The 22,884-nt window shown below is 70.7% G+C and carries 21 protein-coding genes and 1 pseudogene; 15 read left to right on the top strand and 7 right to left on the bottom strand.

What is annotated here, in order from left to right; genetic code table 11:
* Positions 1-175 precede the first annotated feature (175 nt).
* Complete coding sequence (locus tag J7E93_RS08900) at positions 176-946, bottom strand: IclR family transcriptional regulator (RefSeq protein ID WP_215067189.1); 771 nt, start codon at positions 944-946, stop codon at positions 176-178.
* A gap of 305 nt (positions 947-1,251) precedes the next feature.
* Between J7E93_RS08900 and J7E93_RS08895 the strand changes: the two genes are divergently transcribed.
* From J7E93_RS08895 to J7E93_RS08855, 9 genes are all read left to right on the top strand, one after another.
* Complete coding sequence (locus tag J7E93_RS08895; RefSeq protein ID WP_215067186.1) at positions 1,252-2,052, top strand: SDR family NAD(P)-dependent oxidoreductase; 801 nt, start codon at positions 1,252-1,254, stop codon at positions 2,050-2,052.
* On the top strand, positions 2,046-2,933 hold the full coding sequence (locus J7E93_RS08890; RefSeq protein ID WP_215067184.1) for a 3-hydroxyacyl-CoA dehydrogenase family protein: 888 nt from the start codon (positions 2,046-2,048) through the stop codon (positions 2,931-2,933). The genes J7E93_RS08895 and J7E93_RS08890 overlap by 7 nt, the downstream gene beginning before the upstream one ends.
* A gap of 6 nt (positions 2,934-2,939) precedes the next feature.
* Positions 2,940-3,776 (top strand): cyclase family protein, encoded by an 837-nt coding sequence (locus tag J7E93_RS08885; RefSeq protein ID WP_215067182.1) that lies wholly within the window; start codon positions 2,940-2,942, stop codon positions 3,774-3,776.
* A complete protein-coding gene (locus tag J7E93_RS08880; RefSeq protein ID WP_215067180.1) occupies positions 3,773-4,129 on the top strand; it encodes a cupin domain-containing protein in 357 nt (118 codons plus the stop codon). The genes J7E93_RS08885 and J7E93_RS08880 overlap by 4 nt, the downstream gene beginning before the upstream one ends.
* Position 4,130: 1 nt before the next feature.
* Complete coding sequence (locus J7E93_RS08875) at positions 4,131-4,949, top strand: 3-keto-5-aminohexanoate cleavage protein (RefSeq protein WP_215067178.1); 819 nt, start codon at positions 4,131-4,133, stop codon at positions 4,947-4,949.
* A 117-nt stretch (positions 4,950-5,066) separates the two neighbouring features.
* The gene (locus J7E93_RS08870; protein ID WP_215067176.1) at positions 5,067-6,236 is read left to right on the top strand and encodes an MBL fold metallo-hydrolase; all 1,170 of its coding nucleotides are present in this window, start codon (positions 5,067-5,069) and stop codon (positions 6,234-6,236) included.
* 209 nt (positions 6,237-6,445) lie between these two features.
* On the top strand, positions 6,446-7,249 hold the full coding sequence (locus tag J7E93_RS08865) for an IclR family transcriptional regulator (RefSeq protein ID WP_215067174.1): 804 nt from the start codon (positions 6,446-6,448) through the stop codon (positions 7,247-7,249).
* An 88-nt stretch (positions 7,250-7,337) separates the two neighbouring features.
* On the top strand, positions 7,338-8,699 hold the full coding sequence (locus J7E93_RS08860) for an MFS transporter (RefSeq protein WP_215067172.1): 1,362 nt from the start codon (positions 7,338-7,340) through the stop codon (positions 8,697-8,699).
* 105 nt (positions 8,700-8,804) lie between these two features.
* The gene (locus tag J7E93_RS08855; RefSeq protein ID WP_215067170.1) at positions 8,805-9,764 is read left to right on the top strand and encodes an amidohydrolase family protein; all 960 of its coding nucleotides are present in this window, start codon (positions 8,805-8,807) and stop codon (positions 9,762-9,764) included.
* 224 nt (positions 9,765-9,988) lie between these two features.
* Here J7E93_RS08855 and J7E93_RS08850 read toward each other — a convergent pair whose 3' ends face one another.
* The 4 genes from J7E93_RS08850 to J7E93_RS08835 form a co-directional block, all read right to left on the bottom strand.
* Positions 9,989-10,900, bottom strand: a complete 912-nt coding sequence (locus J7E93_RS08850) for an alpha/beta hydrolase (protein WP_215067169.1) — start codon at positions 10,898-10,900, stop codon at positions 9,989-9,991.
* 102 nt (positions 10,901-11,002) lie between these two features.
* Entirely contained in the window at positions 11,003-11,290 is a 288-nt protein-coding gene (locus tag J7E93_RS38290) for a DUF1427 family protein (RefSeq protein WP_215067167.1), read from the bottom strand.
* On the bottom strand, positions 11,287-11,433 hold the full coding sequence (locus tag J7E93_RS08840; protein ID WP_308368125.1) for a DUF1427 family protein: 147 nt from the start codon (positions 11,431-11,433) through the stop codon (positions 11,287-11,289). Before J7E93_RS08840 ends, J7E93_RS38290 begins: the two co-directional genes overlap by 4 nt.
* Before the next feature lie 5 nt (positions 11,434-11,438).
* Positions 11,439-11,999, bottom strand: a complete 561-nt coding sequence (locus J7E93_RS08835) for a quercetin 2,3-dioxygenase (RefSeq protein WP_215067165.1) — start codon at positions 11,997-11,999, stop codon at positions 11,439-11,441.
* A gap of 107 nt (positions 12,000-12,106) precedes the next feature.
* Between J7E93_RS08835 and J7E93_RS08830 the strand changes: the two genes are divergently transcribed.
* Entirely contained in the window at positions 12,107-12,550 is a 444-nt protein-coding gene (locus J7E93_RS08830) for a MarR family winged helix-turn-helix transcriptional regulator (RefSeq protein WP_215067163.1), read from the top strand.
* Between the two features lie 412 nt (positions 12,551-12,962).
* Here J7E93_RS08830 and J7E93_RS08825 read toward each other — a convergent pair.
* Positions 12,963-14,504: pseudogene (locus J7E93_RS08825) on the bottom strand (penicillin acylase family protein); the annotation flags it as partial.
* 156 nt (positions 14,505-14,660) lie between these two features.
* Here J7E93_RS08825 and J7E93_RS08820 point away from each other — a divergent pair.
* Positions 14,661-16,169 carry a fatty acyl-CoA synthetase gene (locus J7E93_RS08820; RefSeq protein ID WP_215067161.1) on the top strand — a complete coding sequence of 503 codons (1,509 nt, stop codon included), beginning with the start codon at positions 14,661-14,663 and terminating at the stop codon, positions 16,167-16,169.
* On the opposite strand, the gene paaK is transcribed toward J7E93_RS08820, so the two are convergent.
* Entirely contained in the window at positions 16,157-17,449 is a 1,293-nt protein-coding gene (paaK, locus tag J7E93_RS08815) for a phenylacetate--CoA ligase PaaK (protein WP_215067159.1), read from the bottom strand. The two genes, J7E93_RS08820 and paaK, sit on opposite strands and share 13 nt — an antisense overlap.
* Before the next feature lie 279 nt (positions 17,450-17,728).
* On the opposite strand from paaK, the gene J7E93_RS08810 reads away from it, so the two are divergent.
* The 4 genes from J7E93_RS08810 to J7E93_RS08795 all read left to right on the top strand — a co-directional run bounded on the left by J7E93_RS08810 (position 17,729) and on the right by J7E93_RS08795 (position 22,876).
* Positions 17,729-19,159 (top strand): family 2B encapsulin nanocompartment shell protein, encoded by a 1,431-nt coding sequence (locus tag J7E93_RS08810; RefSeq protein ID WP_215067157.1) that lies wholly within the window; start codon positions 17,729-17,731, stop codon positions 19,157-19,159.
* Positions 19,160-19,205: 46 nt separating this feature from the next.
* Positions 19,206-20,510 carry a family 2 encapsulin nanocompartment cargo protein terpene cyclase gene (locus J7E93_RS08805; RefSeq protein WP_215067155.1) on the top strand — a complete coding sequence of 435 codons (1,305 nt, stop codon included), beginning with the start codon at positions 19,206-19,208 and terminating at the stop codon, positions 20,508-20,510.
* 64 nt (positions 20,511-20,574) lie between these two features.
* Entirely contained in the window at positions 20,575-21,432 is an 858-nt protein-coding gene (locus J7E93_RS08800) for a geranyl diphosphate 2-C-methyltransferase (protein ID WP_215067153.1), read from the top strand.
* A gap of 220 nt (positions 21,433-21,652) precedes the next feature.
* Positions 21,653-22,876 (top strand): cytochrome P450, encoded by a 1,224-nt coding sequence (locus tag J7E93_RS08795; protein ID WP_215067151.1) that lies wholly within the window; start codon positions 21,653-21,655, stop codon positions 22,874-22,876.
* Positions 22,877-22,884 lie beyond the last annotated feature (8 nt).

The following is a 22,884-nucleotide window of genomic DNA, read 5'->3' as shown; positions in this document are numbered from 1 at the left end:
CGCACCATCGTGGGGTCGGCGCCCCCGGGCCACCAGGGGTCTTTCCGGATGCCGGGAAACATCTGCCCGATGCCGGCCACGCTGCCGTGGCGGGCGGACATCAGGACCCGGGCGGGAGCTTGGCCGGCGACACGGCATGGGCGGGTACGGAGGGTCAGGCGCGGGGCGGCACGGTTCAGATCTGCGGTGTGCTCATGGCGCGGGAGATCGCCCGGGCGCTGGTACAGACGAGCCGGGCCAGCGCGTGCGCGGAGGTGCTGCCGTGGCGTACCACCAGCGAGACCGCGGCGATCACCGCACCACGGCTGCCGTGCACCGGGGCGGCGACCGACAGGGCGTCCATCGTGACCTGGCGATCGCTGACCGCGTAGCCATGGGTCCGCGTTTCGGCCAGCATGCGCCGCAACACACGCGGATCGGTGACCGTGCCCGGCGTAAAACGCTCGAGGGGGCCGGCGAGCGCCTGCTCCTGCACCTCGGCGGGGGCATGCGCGAGCAGCACCAGCCCGACGCCGGTGGCCGTGAGGGCGAAACGCCCGCCCACGCGCGTCAGCACGGGCACCGCACCGGACCCCGCGATGCGCTCGACGAAGACGACCTCTGTACCCTCGCGCACCGCGAGCTGAACGTTCTCCCGGGTGATCTGGGAGAGGTCCTCCAGGAACGGCAGGGCCCGCTCGCGCAGGCCCTGTCCGCGCGGCGCGAGGGAGGCGACTTCCCACAGCCGCAGGCCGACGCGGTAGCACCCCTTGTCACCGCGCTCCAGTGCTCCCCAGGCGATGAGCTCGCCGAGCATCCGGTGCACGGTCGACACCGGCAGCCCTGACCGCCGGGACAGCTCGCTCAACGTCATCTCCGGGCAGTTCGCGCTGAACGCACCGAGGATCTGCAGCGCGCGGCCGAGCACGGGCCCGGTGCCCGACTCGGAGCTGCGGCGGCGGGTCATCGGGGCGCCTCCTTCGTCCGCCGCCGGTGAAGGCTCCTCACCGGGATGCTGCGGTTCACGTACGAGGAGTCTTCCAAGGCGCCCTCACCGATTCGCGACTGTGCGACTCGTCCCAAGCCGTGGCGGTCAGTGTGCAAGAAGGTTGCGGCCACGTCGAGACGTCGAAGCGTCCGTACGGGGGGCCAAGAACCTCGGACCACGTGAACAACAGATTGCGCACGGCCCATTGACCATGACCTGAGCCGCCTCTACGTTGAACCGCATTCCGGCACGATTGATTCGCATCACGGAACTTAGGAGTTCTCGTGGCACTCGCTCCTGCTGTTTCTCCCCTTTCTCGCTTCACAGTTGACCGGCGTTCAATTGTCATCACCGGCGCCACCGGCGCCCTCGGCAGTGCGGCGGCACGCGCGCTGAACGCCCTGGGCGCCCGTCTCACCCTCGCCGGTGGCAACGCCGACAAGCTCGACGCGCTGGCCGCGGATCTGAACGGGCCAGGACCGGTCGTGACCGTCCGGCGCAGGCCGGACACCCCGGACGAGGCCGAGGCGATCCTCTCGGCCGCCGTGCGGACGTACGGAGACGTGCACGGTCTGCTCGTCGCCTCCGGCACCAACCACGTCGCGCCCATCACCGAGATGAAGGTCGAGGACTTCGACGCCGTCCAGTCGGCGAACGTCCGCGGCTCCTGGCTGATGTGCCAGGCGGCGGGGCGGCACATGCTCGGCCGCGACGGCGGGGGCAGCGTGGTGCTCGTGTCCTCCACCCGCGGCCGGCTGGGCCACCCCGCCGGCTACTCCGCATACTGCCCGTCCAAAGCCGCGGTCGACCTGCTCGGCCGCAGTCTCGCCGCCGAGTGGGGCAGCGCCGGAGTACGGGTGAACGTGCTGGCTCCCACGGTGTTCCGCTCGGAGCTGACCGCCTGGATGTACGAGGACGACGAGAAGGCCACCGCGACCCGCGCGGCCATGCTCGCCCGTGTCCCGCTGGGCCGGCTGGCCGAACCGGAGGACTTCGCCGGGGCGTTGATCTACCTGCTCAGCGACGCCTCCTCGTTCGTCACCGGACAGGTGCTGTACCTCGACGGGGGGTACACCGCGTGCTGACCGTCGCCGTCGTCGGCGCGGGGCTGATGGGCCGGGGCATAGCCGAGGTGTTCGCGGGCGCGGGCCATCCCGTACGTCTGCACGATGTCGACGCCGACGCCCTGCGCAGCGCGGTGGACAGCCTGCGGGGCGCCGACGGGGACGTCGACGGCAGCACCGACCTGGCCGAAGCCGTCACGGGAGCCGGCCTCGTCGTCGAAGCCGTCGCCGAGAACCTGGAGGCCAAACGGGCTCTGTTCACCCACCTGGACCGCCTGTTGCCCGACGCGCTGCTGGCCAGCAACACCTCCGTACTACCGGTGAGCAGCATCGCCGAACGCACCGCCCGCCCCGAGCGAGTGGTCGGCACCCACTGGTGGAACCCGCCCGGCCTGATCCCGGTGGTCGAGGTCGTCCGCGGGAAGCACACCAGCGAGGAGACGATGGAGCGCGCGTCGGCTCTCCTGGCATCCCTCGGCAAACTGCCGGTGCGCGTCGAGCGCGACGTGCCCGGATTCGTCGGCAACCGGCTCCAGCACGCCCTGTGGCGCGAGGCGATCGCGCTCGTCGCGGACGGAGTGTGCACCGCGGAGACGGTCGAGACCGTGGTCCGCAACACCATCGGCCTGCGCCTGTCCGCCATGGGACCCCTGGAGAACGCCGACTACGTCGGGCTCGACCTCACCCTGGCCATCCACGAGGCCGTCCTGCCCGACCTGAACCGCTCCGCGAGTCCTTCTCCGCTGCTGAGTGAGCTGGTGGCGGCGGGCGACCTGGGCGCCAAGAGCGGCCGCGGCTTCCTCACCTGGCCCGAGGGCAGCCGCGAACGGGCAGGCGCACGCCTGGCCCAGCACATCGCCCGACAGCTCTCGCTGACCGAACCGCAGTCCCACGAAAGGTGAACGCCCATGACCGAGACCTCTTTCACCTGGCCCCTCGGCCCCAACGAGCAGGGCCTGGAGTTCTATGACCTCTCCCACCCGTGGGGGCACGGCACCCCGTGCTGGCCGTACTTCGAGGACGTGAAGATCGAGCGCCTGCACAGCATGTCCAAATCCCGCGTGCTCACCCAGAAGATCACCACGGTCATGCACTCGGGCACCCACATCGACGCCCCCGGCCACGTCGTGGAGAACACCCCACTGCTCGACGAGATACCGCTCAGCTCCTTCTTCGGCACGGGCGTGGTCGTGTCGATCCCCAAGAAGAAGTGGGAGGTTGTCACCGCCGCCGACCTTGAGGCGGCCACCCCCGAGATCCGCCCCGGCGACATCGTCGTCGTCAACACCGGCTGGCACCACACCTACGGCGACAACAGCGACTACTACGCCTACTCCCCCGGCTTCTACAAGGAGGCCGGCGAATGGTTCGCCGCCAAGGGCGTCAAGGCCGTCGGCACCGATACACAGGCGCTCGACCACCCGCTGGCCACCGCCATCGGGCCGCACGGCCCGGGCGCCCCGAACGGCCTGCTGCCATGGGCCTGCGAGGAGTACGAGGCCGAGACCGGCCGAAAGGCCAAGGACGACTTCCCCGAGTGGGAGCCGTGCCACCGGGCCATTCTGTCCAAGGGCATCATCGGCTTCGAGAACGTCGGCGGCGACCTGGACAAGGTCACCGGCAAGCGGGTCACGTTCGCCGCGTTCCCCTGGCGCTGGACCGGCGGCGACGGCTGCATCGTCCGCCTGGTCGCCATCGTCGACCCCACCGGCCAGTACCGGATCGAGACAGGGAAGCGCGGATGAGCCCGCTCCGCGTCACCCGGCTCGACCAAGCCCCGCCGTACCAGCCGCCGCTGCACCACGGCGTCGGCGCACTGCGGCTCCAGGGCCACGAAGCCGGACCGACCACACGCTTCTGGACCGGCCTGTCGTACTACCTGCCCGGCGGAGCGGCGGACGCGGCGCCCACGGCGGAGGAGACGGTGTACGTCGTCCTCGACGGCGAGGTGGTGGTCATCGCCGACGACCGGGAGGAGACGCTGCGGCAGTACGACTCCGTACACCTGGCCAAGGGCCAGATCCGCTCGGTGGAGAACCGCTCCAAGCGCCCCGCCACTCTGCTCGTCACCATCGCGCTGCCGCACGGGGAGGACTGACATGGGCGTCGTCATCACCGTCGCGCCCACCGGGCCGATCGCCACCAAGAACGACAACCCGCACTTGCCCACCTCCCCGGAGGAGATCGCCGAGGCCGTCGCCGACGCCCACCGCGCCGGGGCTTCCGTAGCCCACATCCACCTGCGCGATGAGCAGCAGCGGCCGACCGCCGACCTGGGCGTCGCACGCCGCACCATGGAACTGATCGGCGAACGCTGCCCGATCCTGATCCAGCTCTCCACCGGAGTGGGGCTCAGCGTGCCCTTCGAGGAGCGCGAGCGACTGGTGAAGCTGCGGCCCCGCATGGCCACCCTCAACCCGTGCTCGATGAGCTTCGGCGACGGCGAGTTCCGCAACCCACCGGACAAGGTGCGCCGACTGGCGGCTCGCATGCGCGAGTTGGGCATCAAGCCCGAACTGGAGATCTACGACACGGGGCACCTGGACGCGTGTCTGCGGCTGTGGAAGGAGGGCCTGCTCGCGGAGCCGCTGCAGTTCTCCCTCGTGCTCGGCGTCCGCGGCGGCATGGCCGCCACCGCCGACAACCTCCTCACCATGGTCCGCCGGCTGCCCCCGGACGCGGTCTGGCAGGTCATCGCGATCGGCCGGCACAACCTGCCGCTCACCGCCATGGGCCTGGCCCTCGGCGGCAACGCCCGCGCCGGTCTTGAGGACACGCTGCACCTGCGCAAGGGCGAGCTCGCGCACGGGAACCTGCCCCTGGTCGACCGGGCGGTCGCCCTCGCCCGCGACCTCGACCTGGGCGTCGCCGGAGTGGAGGAGACCCAACGGCTCCTCGGCCTGCCGGCCGTCGCCTGACCGTCGATTGTCGAGGCGCCACGTCGCCCGGGGCGCTCTGCCGTCCTCGTCCCGCCGTGGCGCCACCACCCACCAAGCGGCTCGTACCACAGGAGCAGACATGCCGGAGGAGCAGACATGCCACAGGACGACACCCGCCGTACGCACGGCGGACAATGGCCCCGTCGCGCCGCACTCGGTGCCTTCGGAATGGCCGCAGCGGGGCTGACCGCATGCACGAGCCATGCCGCCTCCACCACCGCACAGAAGCCGGCCTCCGCGTCGGTGCCACCCGAGCCCACCACACTCTCCGGAAAGGCCGACGGCCACCACACCCGCCTGGTCCTGCTGGGCACGACGGGAGGACCGGTTTTCTGCGCCGGGCGTGCCGGCATATCCAGCGCCCTCGTCGTCGGAGACCGGCACTACCTAATCGACGCAGGGCTCGGCGCAGCCCGCAGGATGGGACAGGCCGGGCTGAAACCGGCCGGCCTGAGCGGCATGTTCATCACCCACCTGCACTCGGACCACCTCTTCGATCTCTTCAACGTGCTCTGGATGCAGCCCGATCAGCTCGGCGGGCCTCTTCCCGTCCACGGACCCGGCCGCGCGGGCGGATTCGCCAAGCCGTTCGGCGGGAAATCCGTGCCGATGGTGCGGTCCGGCAAGGCGGCGACCCCGGGCACGGAGGACATGTTCGAGGGTCTGCTGTCCGCGTACGCCTACGACATGAACATCCGCAATGTGGAGGTCGGCGCGCACATCGACGAGGAGCGGCTGTTCGACGCCCGGGACATCCGCCTTCCCTCCGGGACGAACGCCTCCGCGACCGACACCGCGCCCGCCATGCGTCCCTTTCGCGTCTTCGAGGACGAGCGGGTCAGGGTGACCGCCGTCCTCGTGCCCCACGGGCCCGTCTTCCCCTCCTTCGCCTACCGCTTCGACACCGACGACGGATCGGTGACGTTCTCCGGCGACACCGCCTACAGCGACAACGTCTCCCGACTGGCCGCGGGCAGCCACATCCTGGTCCACGAAGCGACCAACCTCGACTGGTTCGCCAAGACCACGACGGGCTACGGGCCGGGCTTCAGCGACCACATGGAGCAAGCCCACACCACCGCCCAGGACGTGGGACGTGTGGCGAAGTCCGCAGACGTCGCCCACGTCGTCCTCAGCCACCTCACCCCGGGCGATCCGCGGGACGTCTCGGACGACCGCTGGCGCCGGGACGTAGGAAGGACATACCACGGCAAGATCACCCCAGGTCACGACCTGACCCAGTTCGGGGTCGGCAAGCGAAAATGATCCCACCCACGTCACACCTGAGTGCTGCGAGCCGGCCGACCACCGGTTCCCAAGGCCATCCGGCGGTCGAGAAGCTGTGACGGGCAACCGAAAACCTACGCTTCCGCGATGCCCGGATCAACGCATGGGCTGACATGCGGCCCGTACTCACCGCCCCCGAAGCGATACGGCAGTCTGGTCCCGGAGAACGACGGGAGAAGGGAGCAGTCATGCCGGTGACCGACCAGTCGGTGGGGCAGGAGACGAAACGGGAGGCCACGTCGGGCGGCATCCAGGTCATCGCGCGGGCCGCGGAGGTGCTGCGCCTGCTCCAGGCAGCCCCGTCCGGCCTGACCCAGGCCGAGGTGGTCGAGCGGATCGGCCTTGCCAAGTCCACGGTCCACCGCATCCTCGGTGCGCTGGAGGCGGAGGGACTGGTGACCGTGACCGGCACCCGCGGGCGGTACCGGCTGGGGCCGGAGATCCCCCGCATGGCCGCTTCCGTGCGATCAGCCATGATCGTGGATCTGCGTCCCCATCTGGAAGATCTGTCCCGTCAACTCGAGGAAACGGTAGACCTGTCGGTCCTGGAGGACCACCAGGTGGTCTTCGTCGACCAGGTCATCGCCGACCGCCGGCTGCGCGCGGTCAGCGCCGTCGGTGCCGGTTTCCCCCTGCACTGCTGCGCGCCCGGCAAGGCACTGCTCGCCGCCCTCCCGACGAACGCGTTCGAGCACGCCGTACCGAACCGGCTCACCGCCGAAACGCCGCACACCCTCACCACCCGCCCCGCCCTGCACCGCGAGCTCGACGTCATTCGCCGCACCGGCGTCGCCTTCGACCGCGAAGAGCACACCGTCGGCATATCCGCGGCCGGCGTCGCCATCCGCACCGCGGCCTGGGGCACCGCAGCCATCAGCGTGCCCACCCCGACGCAACGCTTCACCGGGCGGGAGCAGGCGATCGCCGATGCCCTGCTGCACGCCAGGGACCGTATCGAAACGGACTTCGGCCCCATGAAGCCCGCATCGTGACGGCCATCCGTCGCTCGGCTCCGGGCTCGCGCTTCCCCCGTCCGCGTCCTCCTCCGGCACGTGTCCCGAGACCAAAGGAATCGCCATCATGAAAGCGAAGCCGTCTCCAAGACGCCCGGCCCCGGCCCGACCACGTCCTGCGGACGTACGCCTTTTCGTCCTGCTGGCCGCTCTCATCGCGATGTTCGAAGGCTATGACCTGTCCGTGTACGGGGCCACCGTGCCGGCGCTGCTGCACGAGCCCGGCTGGAACCTGTCCAAGGGAGAAGCCGGCGACATCGGATCGCTCGTCGCCGTCGGCATGCTCATCGGCGCGGGCGTCGCCGGGGCCGCGGGGCGGCGCCTGGGCACCCGCCGCCTGCTCCTGAACGGCCTGTCGTTGTTCTCCCTGTGCATGCTCGGCTCCGCCCTGGCCGACGGGCCCGGCGTGTTCGCAGCGTCCCGCCTCCTCGCCGGGATCGGCCTCGGCGTCGTACTGCCCACGCTCACCGCCGTCGTGGGTGACATGTCCGCACCTCAACGGCGGGCCCGCAACATCGCCATCACCATGGCAGGCTCCTGCGTCGGCTCCCTCGGGGCACCGCTGCTCGGCTCGTGGCTGCTGCCAGACGTCTCCTTCCGGATGCTGTACGCCGTCGGCGCGGCCGCCCTGCTCACCGCGGTTCCCTGGGCCTTCCTGCGCCTGCCCGAGAGCCCGCAGTACCTGCTGCGTACCGGCAGGGCCGAGGAAGCCGCCCGTACCGCCGCCCGATTCGGCCTGCCGGTTCCACAACCGCCCGCCGCCTCCGAGCCGGCCCACCGGTTCCTCGGGCTCGGCCCGCTGCTCTCCCGGCCGCTGGTCGTCACCACGCTGCTGTTCTGGGTGATGGCCTTCTGCGGTCTGCTGCTGATCTTCGGCTTCAGCACGTGGCTGCCGACCCTCATGCAGACCGGCGGCTTCTCCATCGGCTCGGCCCTGACCATGACGTGTCTGTCGTGGATCGGCGCCGGCGTCGGTCTGGTGCCCGGAGGGGTGCTCGCCGACCGACTCGGCCCCAAGCGCGTGGTGGCCGGCGCGTTCCTCGCCGGCAGTGCCGGGCTGCTCGTGATGAGCCGCAAACCGGCCACCTGGGTGCTGTACCTGTGCCTGCTCGTGTGCGGCTTCGGGCTGCTGGCCTGCCAGGCGCTCGTCAATGCCTACCTGATCGACCGCATGCCGGCAAATCTGCGCGTGCCGGCCATCGGCTGGTCGCTGTCCGTCGGCCGGCTCGGCGCCATCGTCGGCCCCTCGCTCGGCGGACGCATCCTCGACTCCGCGCTCGGCCTGGAATGGAACTTCTACCTCTTCGCCGCCACCGCCGCCGTCGGCGCCACGGCGGCGATCGCCGTCCCGGCCCGGCCGGCCGGCCACCGCGCCCCGCGCCGGCAGAGCGTACCCATCGGTTCCGCGGAGCCCAGCCCAGGAAGCTGAACCCGCAGCCGCCCCGCCACGCCTTCAAGCCCGGGTCTCGCCTCATCCCCGCCGGGCGTCACTCGACCGCAGGCTCGCCACTCAGCAGAGGGAAGGACACCCACCATGAGAAAAATCGCGATCGAAGAGCACTTCACCACGTCCGCCCTGGCCCACTACAGCCTGCCCGCCGCCGCCTTGTTCGACCCGCCTCAATGGGACGCGGCCAGACGGCACCTGCTGGACTTCACCGACGTACGCCTGCCCCAGATGGACGAGTTCGGCATAGACATGGAGGTGCTGTCCCTGACCGCACCGGGCATCCAGGCCGAGACCGACACGGCCCTCGCCACCAAGCGCGCGGCACAGGCCAACGACTTCCTCGCCGAGATCACCGGCAAGCACCCCACCCGCTTCTCCGGCTTCGCGGCACTGGCCCTGCAGGACCCGGACGGCGCCGCGGCCGAGTTGGAACGAGCAGTCACTCAACTCGGCCTGCGTGGCGCGCTGATCAACGGCCACACGCACGGCGAGTACCTGGACGCGGAGAAGTTCTGGCCGATGTGGGAACGCGCCGAGGCCCTCGGTGTGCCGGTCTACCTGCACCCCGCGAACTCCTACGATGTGTGGCACAACCTGCGCGGCCACGAGGAACTGATCGGGCCGATGTGGAGCTGGGGCGTGGAAACCGCCACCCACGCCCTGCGCATCCTCTTCGGCGGCGTCTTCGACCGCTTCCCCGGCGCCACCCTCGTCCTGGGCCACATGGGGGAAGGGCTCCCCGGCATCCTGTGGCGCCTGGACAGCCGCTGGGACTTCCTCGACCAACGCGGCATCCGCCTGGCCAAGCCACGCCCCTCCGACTACATCCGCGACAACATGATGATCACCACCAGCGGAGTGTGCGCCCATGCACCTCTGCTCGGCAGCCTGCTGGCGCTCGGCGCCGACCACATCATGTTCGCCACCGACTACCCTCTGGAAAGCAACCACGACGCCGTCCGATTCATCGAGACCGCACCGATCAGCGAGACCGACCGCGCCAAGATCTGCCACCTCAACGCCGAGCGCCTGCTCCGCCTCTGACGTGCGTCACCGCAGGGATGAGATACGCCAGCCCGAGAGAGCGCCGCATGGGCGAGACCGCCGCCGAACTGCTGCTGACGGAGTGACGCGGCAGCTAGCGGCGGCCACCGCGAGCGCGGACACATCGTGCTCCACCTCGAGTGAGAGGTATGCCGCTCCAGTCTGCGAGCGGGCGGCGCACGGCTGCCACACCACCGGGCCCGGTCGGACGGGCGGTCTCTACGCTAGGGGCGTGCGGGTGAGCGCGGGCCTGCGGCGCAGGTGCGGGCGAAGTCCAGGGAGGCGACGAAGCACCGCTCGACGTCCTCGTCCGGCAGGCCCGCCCAACCGTGGTCCGCGCCGGGGACGGGTCGGAAGTCGACGTGGCCGACCGCCTCGCGCAGGGCGGCTGCGAGCTGCTCGCCCTGGGCAACGGGGATGAGCGCGTCGTCGGTGCCGTGGAGGATGAGGAACGGCGGCGCGTCGGCGGTGACGTGCGTAACCGGGCTGGCGGCGCGGGCACGGTCGGGCGCCTCGCTGATCGCCGCTCCGATCAGCAGGGCCTCGCGGGTGGTGGGGTCGGCAGCGTCGTAGGCGCCGGGCCGGGACTGGCCGGGCAGGGTGGTCAGATCGGTGGGCCCGTACCAGGCGACGCAGCCGCTCACCGGTGCGGTGAGGGCGAGCAGGGCGGCGAGGTGGGCACCTGCGGATTCGCCCCACGACACAGTCCGGCCCATGTCCAGGCCGAGTTCGTCAGCTCGTGCGTACAGCCAGGTCAGGGCAGCGGTGACGTCCTCCAACTGGGCCGGGTAGACGGCCTCGCCGCTGAGCCGGTAGTCGAGGCTGGCGACGGCGAACCCGGCCTGCACGAGACGCGTGAAGGGGTCAGGACGCCAGTGGCGGAAGGCCGGCCCCATCTCCGTACGCGTGCCCGCACGCCAGCCGCCGCCGTGGATGTAGAGGATGACCGGCAGCGGGGCCTGCCGCTCGTCGGTCAGCCACAGGTCGAGTTCGAGGGGGCGGACGCCCGCACGGTAGGCGTACGGGACGCCGCGCAGCAGCCGTACACCCGGCTCGGGGTGCGCGGCGGGCGGGAGTGGCAGCTGCGCGGGGGCGGGCGGGGCTAGGAATGCGGCGAGATCGGGCGTCAGTGACATGGATGCCTCTTTCCAGGCCGGGCGGTCTACGGGTAGGTGTCGAAGGTGTTGAGGAACCGCCAGGTGGCGTCGTCGGCGTGGGCGCGGGCCTGCGCTTGTGCATCAATGAGGGCGGGATGGAACGGAGGCGTCTTGGGGAGCAGCCTTCTCTGGGCGGGCGGGCTGCGGGGCTTCGGGACACGTGCGGCGGCGGACCAGTCGGGTAGCGAGCGCCGTGGCTGCGCGCTCGCCGAGGCCGACGCCCAACAGCCCCGCCAAGCCGAGCAGGGTCGGCGCGGGCGCGGTAAGCCCCAGGGCCCAGCACACGCCGCCCATCACCAGCCCCACGGCGAAGGAGACCGCGGCCCGGCGCGCGAACCCCGCCGGGCGGGTCCGGCGCGTAGCGGTCACAGCGCCCTCATGACCGTCTGCCCGACGACCATGCCGAGCAGGCCGAACAGCGCGACGGGCGGCGGAGTCGGGGCCTTCACCCGCACCACCGCGTACAGGACACCGACCAGCGCCCCGGTCAGCAGCATGTGCACGTACGCCACTGAGGTCAGCTCCCGGTGCGCCACTGGTGGTCGGGCAGGAACCGCACGTCGTACCGCTGGGGTACGGTGCCGAACTTGGACGGCTCGGGCACGTACGGCTCGCGCGGCAGACCGAGTTCGTCGGTCGGGGTGCCCAGGTTCTCGAAGAACCGCTCGAAGGTGCCGCCCGGTCCGGCGGCCACACCGACGACCCGGCTGTGGTGGCGCTCGATGCGGTATGCGTGGGGGCAGTTCTTCGGCACGAAGCCGAAGTCCCCGACGGTGAGTACCTTCTCGTACTGCTTACCCTCCAGGTCTTCCACGAACAGCCGTACCGCGCCGTCCGTGATGTAGAAGACCTCGTAGGTGTCGGAGTGGAGATGGGCGGGTATGAGGTCGCCCTTGGGGCCCTCGACGGTGAAGAAGTTGAAGGCGTTCTCGGTCTGCTCGCCGCCCGCGTAGACGGTGACCAGGTCGGTGAACAGATGGGCGCGGTCGCCCATGCCCTTCTCGATGAAGTACGGCTTCCCGGGCTCGGCCGGGATGTGCGACCGCGGGCGGCTGGGACGGGCGAACTCCATGGTCATGAGAACCTCCGGCGCGACGTGAACGATGAGCGTCAGGCTACCTGACATCCGTCTCGGGGGAGTCCCCGTACGTTCGTTATCCTCGAATCCCCGTCCCCTGAGGAACCATGACCGCCCCCGCACTTAACCTGCCCCAGCTCCTCACCGAGGCCAAGCGCTGGTTCGACGACGCGTTGCTGGCCAGCATGCGGGCCGCTGGCGAGCAGCCGGTCACCGTCGGGCAGGCGGCCGTCTTCGCCGCCCTCGAGGAAGAGGGCACCACGGTCTCGGGGCTGACCCGCCGGATGGGCGTCACCCGGCAGACCGCCCACCAGGCGGTGCACGCCCTCATCGGCCTGGGCCTGCTGGAGCAGGCACCCGACCCCACCTCCGCCCGCAGCCGCCTGATCCGCCCGACGGCAGAGGGCGCGCGCGTACACCGGCGCGCCCGGGACACCCTCACCGTCATCGAAGGCGTCCTGGCGCAACGCATCGGCACCGACGCGGTCAGCGCCCTGCGCGAGGCGCTGACCATCCCCATGGGGGAGCCCCCGCTGGTCGAAGCACCCTGAGCACGCCGTTGACCCGTGGCCGGGTCGGCACGCGCAGGGGCGCTCGAAGGCGCGGTGGGTGGACGACGCCGCTGGTTGGCCGGTCAGGTCGGTGTGCTCGCCTCGTCGGTGGGCGGGTGGGGTCGAACGTGGGCGATGACGAGCGCGACGTCATCGGTGGCGTCGGCGTGGCGTAGGGCGGTCAGGAGCCGGTCGCAGGTTGCGCGACGGCCTCAGCGTCGACGCGGCGTCTCTTCGGCCGATCGCGCGGTTGGTGCGGCCATTGGCGGATGCTCTCGCCGGCTTCCACTGGCCGCCGGACGACCGTCACCAGCAGCGGTTCGCGCGTGCGGAGGACCGCAAGCCCCTGGTGGGGCGGGGTCTCTCTCGGCAGGTCAGCGACGCGCGATAATCACGCCTTGATCATGGTCTTGGAGTTCTCCACGTACGGGGCGTTGCGCAGCACCGGCATCTTCGAGGGGCCGAACACACCCGGCTCGATCGCGTCCGGATCCGAGCCGAGGGCGCAGTCGCCCCGTGAGCCGTCGAGGACCGCCACCCCCGAGGCCGGGTACGTCGCCCTGCCCAGCGGGGTGGAACAGCGCTGGGCCAGCTCGTCGGTGATCCGGGGAAGTACCTGTGACTGGGTGAACAGCGAGTTCCCGGAGGAGTCCGCGGCGATCGTGTTCACCCAGGGAAGGCCCTGGGTGCGAAGCAGGGTGTCGAGCACGTCCTGGGTGGAGCGCGCCTTGCCGAAGCCGAGCGCGGTGTCCGAGCCCCGCAGGTTGGTGGCGTTGGGGTCGTTGAGCGCGTAGGCCGTCGTCGACGTCCACGGCAGTGGCAGTTGCGCGCCCAGGCCGCTGACGACGGGCCCGTACCGGGTCCAGTACTGCGTGCGCGTCACGGGCGCACCGTCCTTGACCGGCACCGTGACGGTCCGCCGCGTCATCCGCTCCGGCCTGCCGTCGACCAGATAGCTCGTCGGATCCGCCGGATCGAGGGTGAGCTGGTGCAGATTGAGCGTGACACCGGTGGTGACCGTGTGGCTCCAGGCCACCTTGTCGTTGAAGCCGATGTTGACGACGGTCGTGCCGAGCAAGGAGGCCCCGGAGACATTGAGTTCACCCGGGATGGTCTGCTGCGCCTGCCAGAAGCGGCGGCCGCCCTGCCAGGGGTAGTGCGGATTGCCGAGCAGCAGCCCACGACCGTTCGCCGTCGTACCGCCGTGGAACGCGACGGCGTTGGAGCCCATCGTGGAGTTCTCGGCGGCGAAGAGATCGCGGGCCGCGGCGGCGCTACGGTCAGGGTCGGGTGCCGCCGTGTCCGAGGCGGCAGCGGGGGAGAGGGGCGGCTCGGCGGCGGTGATGCCGTCGATCCCCCGTCCCTGACCGCCGAGCACCGAGACGGCGAAACCCCGCCGGGCGACGTCGAGCTGGGTGACCGGGCGGACCCAGCCGGCGTCCCGGCATGCCGGGTCGGTGATCCGGTTCTGCTTCAGCCAGGCGTTGTAGCCGGCCGCCCAGCCCCGCATCAGCTCCTTCAGCTGCCCGCTCGGGCCGGCCGGCGCGGGCCGCGCGAGGAGGCCCTCGACCGTGCCCGCGTCCCGTACCCCGCGGAAGTACAGATCGCTGGAGAGGTTCCGGGTGGCCGAGGAGAGCGAACCGTCCGGCGCCCCCTCGGGGCCGAACCAGCGGGAGCGTTCGCCGTTCACGGTCACGAACCCGTCGGCGAGCGTGCATATCTGATCGGCGGCCTGGGCCCAGCCGGTGCCGAAGCCGAGGTTCGCGTAGTCCTTGGCGACGATGTGCGGGATGCCGTACTCGGTGTAGCGGATGACGGCCGACAGGCCGCGGTCCGACGGACGGTCGTGCCGGTCGCCGGAGTCGGCCACCGCCGCGGGCGGCAGCGAGGCGGTGACGGTCGCGAGCGCCGCGCCGGCGAGCGCCAGCTGTTTCAGGCGGGTGCGAAGGTGCAACGTGCCTCCCAACAGAGGGACGGTGTTTGCGGGTTGGACCATGCACGCAGCTGAGCGCTTGCTTTGTCAACATGCCGTTCGGTATCCGAGGTCCGACGCCGTGCGATGCGGCCCCGGTACTTGACCCGCCCCTCTGCGCCCACCGAGGATCCAGCCATGGAACGACTCCTGAGCCGCACCGTCGACGGCGTCCTGCGTATGAGCGCGCAGCGCGTCCCCGACCGGATCGCCGTACGGTACGCGGACCGGTCCTGGACCTACGCGGAGCTGGACGCGGCCGTGACGACCGGCGCCGCCGTGCTGCGCGAGCGGTACGGGCTCGGCGAGCGTGCCCGTGTCGCGACCTACGGCCACAACTCCGACGCGTATCTGATCGCCTTCCTCGCCTGCGCCCGCGCCGACCTGATCCATGTACCGGTCAACCACCACCTCACCGGCGAGGACCTCGACTACATCCTGCGCCAGTCCGGCAGCACGCTCGTGCTCGCCGACCCGGCGCTCGCGGACCGGGTCCCCGCGGACCTGACCGTACGTCCCCTGCGCGACACGGACGACTCGTTCCTCGCGGCCCTCGCCGAGCCGGACACGTACGACACGGACCGCGACGCGCGTGAGTACGTCCAACTGCTCTACACCTCGGGAACGACGGCCCTGCCCAAGGGCGCCCGGATGACCCATCGCGCGCTGGTCCACGAGTACGCCAGCGCCATCGAGGCCCTCGATCTCCACGAGGACGACAGGCCCGTCCACTCGCTGCCGCTCTACCACTCCGCGCAGATGCACGTCTTCCTGCTGCCCTACCTCGCGGTCGGCGCCGAGAACACCATCGTCGACGGGCCCGACCCGGCCGTGCTCTTCGACCTGATCGAGGCGGGCCGCGCCGACAGCCTCTTCGCCCCGCCCACGGTGTGGATCGGCCTGTCGAACCATCCCGAGTTCGCCACCCGCGACCTCTCCGCGCTCCGCAAGGCGTACTACGGCGCCTCGATCATGCCGGTGCCCGTCCTCGAACGGCTCCGCGACCGGCTCCCCGCACTGCGCTTCTACAACTGCTTCGGGCAGAGCGAGATCGGGCCCCTCGCGACCGTCCTCGGCCCGGACGAGCACGAGGGCCGGATGGACTCCTGCGGCCGGCCCGTGCGCCACGTCGAGGCCAAGGTCGTCGACGAGGACGGCAAGGAGGTCCCCGACGGCACGCCCGGCGAAGTCGTCTACCGGTCACCGCAGTTGTGCGACGGCTACTGGGACAAGCCCCAGGAGACCAAGGAGGCGTTCCGCGGCGGCTGGTTCCGTTCGGGCGACCTCGCCGTGCGCGACAGCGAGGGCTACTACACCGTCGTGGACCGCGTGAAGGACGTCATCAACTCCGGGGGTGTGCTGGTCGCCTCCCGCCAGGTCGAGGACGCCCTCTACACCCACCCGGCCGTCGCCGAGGCCGCCGTCGTGGGACTGCCCGACGACCGCTGGATCGAAGCGGTCACCGCCGTGGTCGTGGCCCGGGAGCAGGTCACCGAGGCCGAACTCATCGACCACGCACGGGAGAGGCTCGCCCACTTCAAGGCACCGAAGAAGGTCCTCTTCGTGGACGAGCTGCCCCGCAACGCCAGCGGGAAGATCCTCAAACGCGAGCTGCGCGACCGGTTCGCCGAGGTTCAGGAATCCTGACCCCGCAGGTCCACGATCCGCTTGATCTTCCCCACCGACCGTTCGAGGGTCTCGGGGTCGACCACCTCGACCCCGACCGACACCCCGATCCCGTCCTTGCACGCCGCCGCGATGGCCCGGGCCGCGTCGGCGCGCTGATCGGGCGTCGCCTCCGGCCGTGCCTCGGCCCGTACGGTGAGCGCGTCGAGCCGTCCCTCACGCGTCAGCCGCAGCTGGAAGTGCGGAGCCACCCCGGCCGTCCGCAGCACGATCTCCTCGATCTGGGTGGGGAAGAGGTTCACGCCGCGCAGGATCACCATGTCGTCACTGCGGCCGGTCACCTTCTCCATGCGCCGGAACACCCGGGCCGAGCCCGGCAGCAGCCGGGTGAGGTCCCGGGTCCGGTAGCGGATCACCGGCATGGCCTCCTTGGTGAGCGAGGTGAAGACGAGCTCGCCCCGCTCGCCGTCCGGCAGGACCTCGCCCCTGACCGGATCCACGACCTCCGGATAGAAGTGGTCCTCCCAGATGTGCAGCCCGTCCTTGGTCTCCACGCACTCCTGGGCGACGCCGGGGCCCATCACCTCCGAGAGTCCGTAGATGTCGACCGCGTCGATCGCGAACCGCTCCTCGATTTCCCGGCGCATCGCCTCCGTCCACGGCTCGGCTCCGAAGACGCCGACCTTGAGCGAGGTGGTCCGCGGATCGACGCCCTGGCGCTCGAACTCGTCGAGCAGCGTGAGCATGTACGACGGCGTCACCATGATGATCTCGGGCCGGAAGTCCTGGATGAGCTGGACCTGACGTGCCGTCATGCCCCCGGAGGCGGGAACGACCGTGCAGCCGAGCCGCTCCGCTCCGTAGTGCGCGCCGAGGCCGCCGGTGAAGAGCCCGTAGCCGTAGGCCACATGGACGGTGTGCCCGGGCCTGCCGCCGGCCGCCCGGAGGGAGCGGGCGACCACGTCGGCCCAGGTGTCCAGGTCACGCTCCGTGTAGCCGACGACGGTCGGCCTCCCGGTCGTGCCGCTGGAGGCGTGGATCCGCCGGACCTGTGACCGGTCGACGGCGAACATGCCGAAGGGGTAGTTGTCCCGCAGATCGGCCTTGGTGGTGAACGGGAACGCGGCGAGGTCCGCGAGCGAGCGGCAGTCGTCGGGGGAGAGCCCCGCCGCGTCGAAGGCCTTCCGGTAGAAGGCGACGTTCTCGTAGGCGTGGCGGAGCGTGGACCGCAGCCGTTCCAGCTGGAGGGCTTCCAGTTCCGCGCGGGCGAGCCGCTCGCCACTGTCCAGCAGGTCCGTCATGCGCCGCACTCCCGTCCCCAAACCGTCCGACCGATCGTTCGGTCGCTCGTCTCGGGTCATTAAATCCGGCCTCACCCCCTCCCTGGCAAGAGGCTGGGGTTCCTTTTCCGAATCCGGAGGCGGACGCACGGACGGCGGAGCGCGCACGGCGCTCGCGGGGGCGCCCCATCGGGCCTGAGTGCTCCGGAACGGTCGCGCCACGTGCATATGACATCGGCAACAATGCGTTACACCTGTACGCGGAGAGTGACGAACGAGTCCCAGAAACGGAGTCAGCCCATGTCGGTCGACACAGAACCGGCGGCCCCCGCGCCCACCCCCGCTCCTTCCACCGAAGTACGCCACGTTCAGCTCAGCCTCAGCACGGCGGCGGCGCGCAACCTCGCGACCACCACCAAGTCCGAACCCCAGATGCAGGGCATCAGCTCCCGCTGGCTGCTCCGCAAACTGCCCTGGGTCCACACGCCCGGCGGCACCTACCGCGTCAACCGACGGCTGTCCTACGTGGTCGGCGACGGCCGCGTGACGTTCAACAAAACCGGCTCCAAGGTCGAGGTCATCCCCGCCGAACTGGCCGAACTGCCCCTGCTGCGCGGCTTCGACGATGCGCTCGCGCTGGGCGCGCTGGCCGAGAAGTTCGTCCAGAAGGAGTACGAGCCCGGCCAGGTCATCGTGCACGCCGGCAAGAAGGCCGATCACATCTATCTGATCGCCCACGGCAAGGTCGAGAAGCTCGGCACCGGCAAGTACGGCGACGAGACCCTCCTCGGCAGGCTCGGCGACGGCGACACCTTCGGCGGCCAGATCCTCGCCGGCGACGGCAAGTGGGAGTTCACGGCCAAGGCCACGACGGCGGCCACGATCCTCGCCCTTCCCCAGACGGCGTACAAGGCTGTCGCCGACCAGTACGAGAACCTGCGCGCCCACGTCCAGAGCCTCGGCTCCAACGGCCACCGGCCCACCAACAAGGCCGGCGAGGCGGCGATCGAGCTCAGCGCCGGCCACGTCGGCGAGGCGCTCCTGCCCGGCGCCTTCGCGGACTACGAGCTCAAGCCGCGCGAGTACGAGCTCAGCGTCGCGCAGACCGTGCTCAAGGTGCACAGCCGGGTCGCCGACCTCTACAACCAGCCCATGAACCAGACGCAGCAGCAGTTGCGCCTGACCATCCAGGAGCTGCGCGAGCGCCAGGAGTACGAACTGGTGAACAACCCGGAGTTCGGGCTGCTCAACAACACGGACTTCGAACAGCGCATCCAGACCCAGTCGGGCCCGCCCACCCCGGACGACCTCGACGACCTGCTCAGCATGCGCCGCGGCACCCAGTACCTCTTCGCCCACCCCCGCGCCATCGCCGCCTTCGGCAAGGAGTGCAACAAGCGGGGACTCATGCTCCGTTCCGTCGAGGTGGACGGGCACGCCATCCCCGCCTGGCGCGGCGTCCCGATCCTGCCCTGCGGCAAGATCGGCGTCAGCGAGCACCAGACCTCCTCGATCATCGCGATGCGCACCGGCGAGAACAACGAGGGCGTCATCGGCCTCCACCAGACCGGACTCCCCGACGAGATCGAGCCCGGCCTCAACTGCCGGTTCATGGGGATCGACGAGAAGGCGATCATCTCCTACCTCGTCTCCACCTACTACTCGGCGGCCGTTCTCGTCCCGGACGCGATCGGGATCCTGGAGAACGTCGAGGTGCGTCCGCGTGCCTGACCGTCCCACCCGGACGAGCCGGCCGCGCGGGAACGGGGGCTGAGCCGTGTCCGTGCTCTCCCGCATGGCCGCCGCCGCGGGCTCCCACGACGTGGCGGCGCTGATCGACGCGGTGCTCTCCGATCCCGTGCGGCCCGGGCGCCCCGACCTGTTCGGACCGCCGCCCCCGGCCGGCGTCGAGGCGCTTTCGCCGGGCCCCACGGGCCTGGGCACCTCGGCCGTCCGGGCGCTGATCCCGCACCCCTCCCTCTCCGCCGCGCCCCCGGCCCTCCACCGGACAGCCGGCCCTCTTCCCGGCGGACCGACCGGGCTCGGCACCTCCGCCGCACGGCTCGCCGAGCGGGTGCGCCCGGACGGGACCCCCGGGGCGTCCCCCGCCACGGGCACCCCGCCGCCCAAGGGCGTACCGACGCTCTACTGCCCTCCCGCGGTGCGCGACGACCCCGCCCTCGGCGAGTTCGTCAACGAGCGCCTCGTGCTGTGGGCGGAGGAGGTCGGCATCTACCCCGGACATCTCGACAAGGTCCGCTCCGCGAACTTCGGCCGGCTGATGATGCTCGCCCACCCCGAGTCCGACGACCCCGAAAGGCTCCTCGCCGCGGCCAAGTGCGGTCTGTCCGAATGGGCGGTGGACGACCACATCGTCGACTGCGAGGTGGAGGAACCCCGCCACGATGTGCTCGGCCGGCGGCTCGCGATCTGCCACTCGGTGATCGACCAGGCCCAGCTCCCGCTGCGCTACGCGCCCCAGCTGGAACAGGCGGTCCGCCAGGACCCGGTGGCGATGGCCCTGCGCTCCGCCCTGGACAACCTGCTGAACTTCGCCTCGACCACCCAGGTGCGCCGGCTCCGCCACGAGCTGGCCATCATGTTCGTCGCGTACAACCAGGAGGGCGTCTGGCACACCACCGGCCATCGGCCGCCGGTCTGGGAGTACCTGATGCACCGCCACGAGAACAGCTTCATCCCGTGCATGGTCCTCGTCGACGCCATCGCCGGGTACGAGGTGCCGTCGGCCGAGTTCGCCGACCCCCGGGTGCGCCGCGCCTTCAATCTGGCCGGCACCGCGACCGTCCTCATGAACGACCTGTACTCGATGGGCAAAGAAGACCCCACGGACTTCAGCCTGCCCATGCTGATCGCATCCGAGGAGCAGTGCTCCATGGCGGAAGCGGTCGAACAGAGCGTCCTCGTCCACGACGAGCTGATGCACACCTTCGAGGCCGAGGCGGCCGTCCTCGCCCGCAGCGGCTCCCCGCAGCTGGCCCGCTTCCTGGCCGGAACCTGGGCCTGGGTGGGCGGCAACCGTGAATGGCACGCCGGCAGCGCCCGGTACCGCACCACGGACTGACGCCGCACCCCACCCCTCGCCCCACTCTGTCCCCCCACCAAACACCAGGTAAGGAACCCCACGCATGACCACGTCCACGCCATCCGCCGTGCTGCGTACCCCCTATCAGGAGTCCGTGGCCCGCTACTGGAACACCAACCAGCAGGACCCGGTGAACCTGAAGCTCGGCGAGATCGACGGGCTCTACCACCACCACTACGGCATCGGCGACTACGACCCCTCCGTACTCGCCGGCCCGGAGGACACCCGCGACGCCAGGATCATCCAGGAGCTGCACCGCCTGGAGACCGCCCAGGCGGACCTGCTGCTCGACCATCTGGGCGACCGCACGCCGAACGACCGGCTCCTCGACGCGGGCTCGGGTCGTGGCGGCACCAGCATCATGGCCGAGCAGCGCTTCGGCTGCCAGGTCGACGGGGTCTCGATCTCCGAGTACCAGGTCGACTTCGCCAACGCGCAGGCCGAGAAGCGCGGAGTCGCCGACCGGGTGAGGTTCCACTTCAGGAACATGCTGGACACCGGCTTCGCCACCGGCTCGCGCCAGGCCATCTGGACCAACGAGACCACGATGTACGTGGACCTCTTCGAGCTCTTCGACGAGTTCTCCCGGCTGCTGGAGCACGGTGGCCGCTACGTCTGCATCACCGGCTGCTCCAACGACGTGACCGGACTGCGGTCCAAGGCCGTCAGCCGGATCGACGAGCACTACACCTGCAACATCCACCCGCGCAGCGCCTACTTCCGCGCGCTCGCGGAGAACAACCTCGTCCCCATCGAGGTCGTCGACCTGACGGCGGCGACGATCCCGTACTGGGAGCTGCGGGCCAAGTGCTCGGTGGCCACCGGTATCGAGGACCCGTTCCTCACCGCGTACAAGGAAGGCAGCTTCCACTACCTGATGATCGTCGCTGATCGGGTCTGACGCTGACGCGGGTGGAGCCCCGGGCGGACGCCCGGTGCTCCACCCGCTCACCGGCACCTGTGTACCGCGCACGCCTCCATCGGCAACTTTGAGATCACACAATTGAGTGTCTTTGATCGCCTTCTTGCGGGATGTGAACACCGGGCGGGAATTCGACCATCATGCCCGTCCTGTGCCCTCGGGCAAAGGCCCGACAGCCCCCACCCGCGAAAGTCGCCTCATGACCACCACCGCCACGCCCGAGTCCCCCGACACCCCCAAGGTCCACTTCTGGGCCGTGCCCGACCTGACCGGTCTCGACTTCGACCCCCTGCTCGCCAAGCTGCTCCACGAGGACCCGGTCACCCGGGTCCGCCTGCCGCACGGCGAGGGTCATGCCTGGCTGGTGACCCGCTACGAAGACGTCAAGTTCGTCTCCGTCGACCCCCGCTTCAGCCGGCAGGCCGTCTGGGGACGCCAGGTCACCCGCCTCGCCCCGCACTTCATCCCCATGGACGGGGCCGTCGGCTTCGCCGACCCGCCCGACCACACCCGTATGCGGCGCGTCGTGGCCCGCGCCTTCAGCGCCCGCGCCCTGCGCGCCCTGCGCGACCACGCGCAGGCCACCATGGACCGCCTGCTCGACGCCATGGAGGAACAGGGCGCCCCCGCCGACCTGATGGCCATGGTCAACCGGCCCTTCCCGCTCGCCATGGTCAGCGAGCTCATGGGCGTACCGGAGGACGACCAGCCGCTGATGGCCAAGTGGTCCGACACCATCATCTCCGCAGGCGCCGGCCGCGAGGCCAGCGAGCGGGCCAAGGCCGACATGGGCCAGTACTTCACCGACCTCATCGGCCGCAGCCACGGCACCGAAAAGGAGACCCTGGTCGCCGTCCTCGCCGACGCCGTCGACGACGCCACCCTGGAGGAGCACGAGGCCGTCGGGCTCGCGGTCCTCATCCAGATCGGCGGCGCGCACGCCGTGCGGAACAACAGCGCCAACATGGTCTACGCGCTCCTCACCCACCCCGACCACCTCGCCCGCCTCCGCGCCGAACCCGAGCTGCTGCCGCAGGCGGTCGACGAACTGCTCCGCTACATCCCGCACCGCAACGCGGTCGGCCTGTCCCGGATCGCGCTGGAGGACGTCGAGGTCGGGGGCGTCCTCATCCCCGCCGGCGACCCGGTGTACGTCTCGTACCTGACCGCCAACCGCGACCCCGACGTCTTCCCCGACCCCGAGCGGCTCGACTTCGACCGCGACTACAACCCGCACGTCGCCTTCGGCCACGGACCGCACTACTGTCCGGGATCCGCCCTGGCCCGCATCGAGTCGGAGATCCTCCTCGACTCCCTGTGGACGCGGTTCCCCGGGCTGCGGCTCGCCGTGCCCGAGGAGGAGATCCAGTGGCAGCGCGGCGCGTTGATCAGAGGCCCCGAGACACTCCCGGTCACGTGGTGAGAGGACGG

The organism is Streptomyces sp. ISL-36 (assembly GCF_018614205.1).
Classification (GTDB): domain Bacteria; phylum Actinomycetota; class Actinomycetes; order Streptomycetales; family Streptomycetaceae; genus Streptomyces.
The sequence above is the reverse complement of the archived record's forward strand: the minus strand, read 5'-3'. Positions and strand labels throughout refer to the sequence as shown.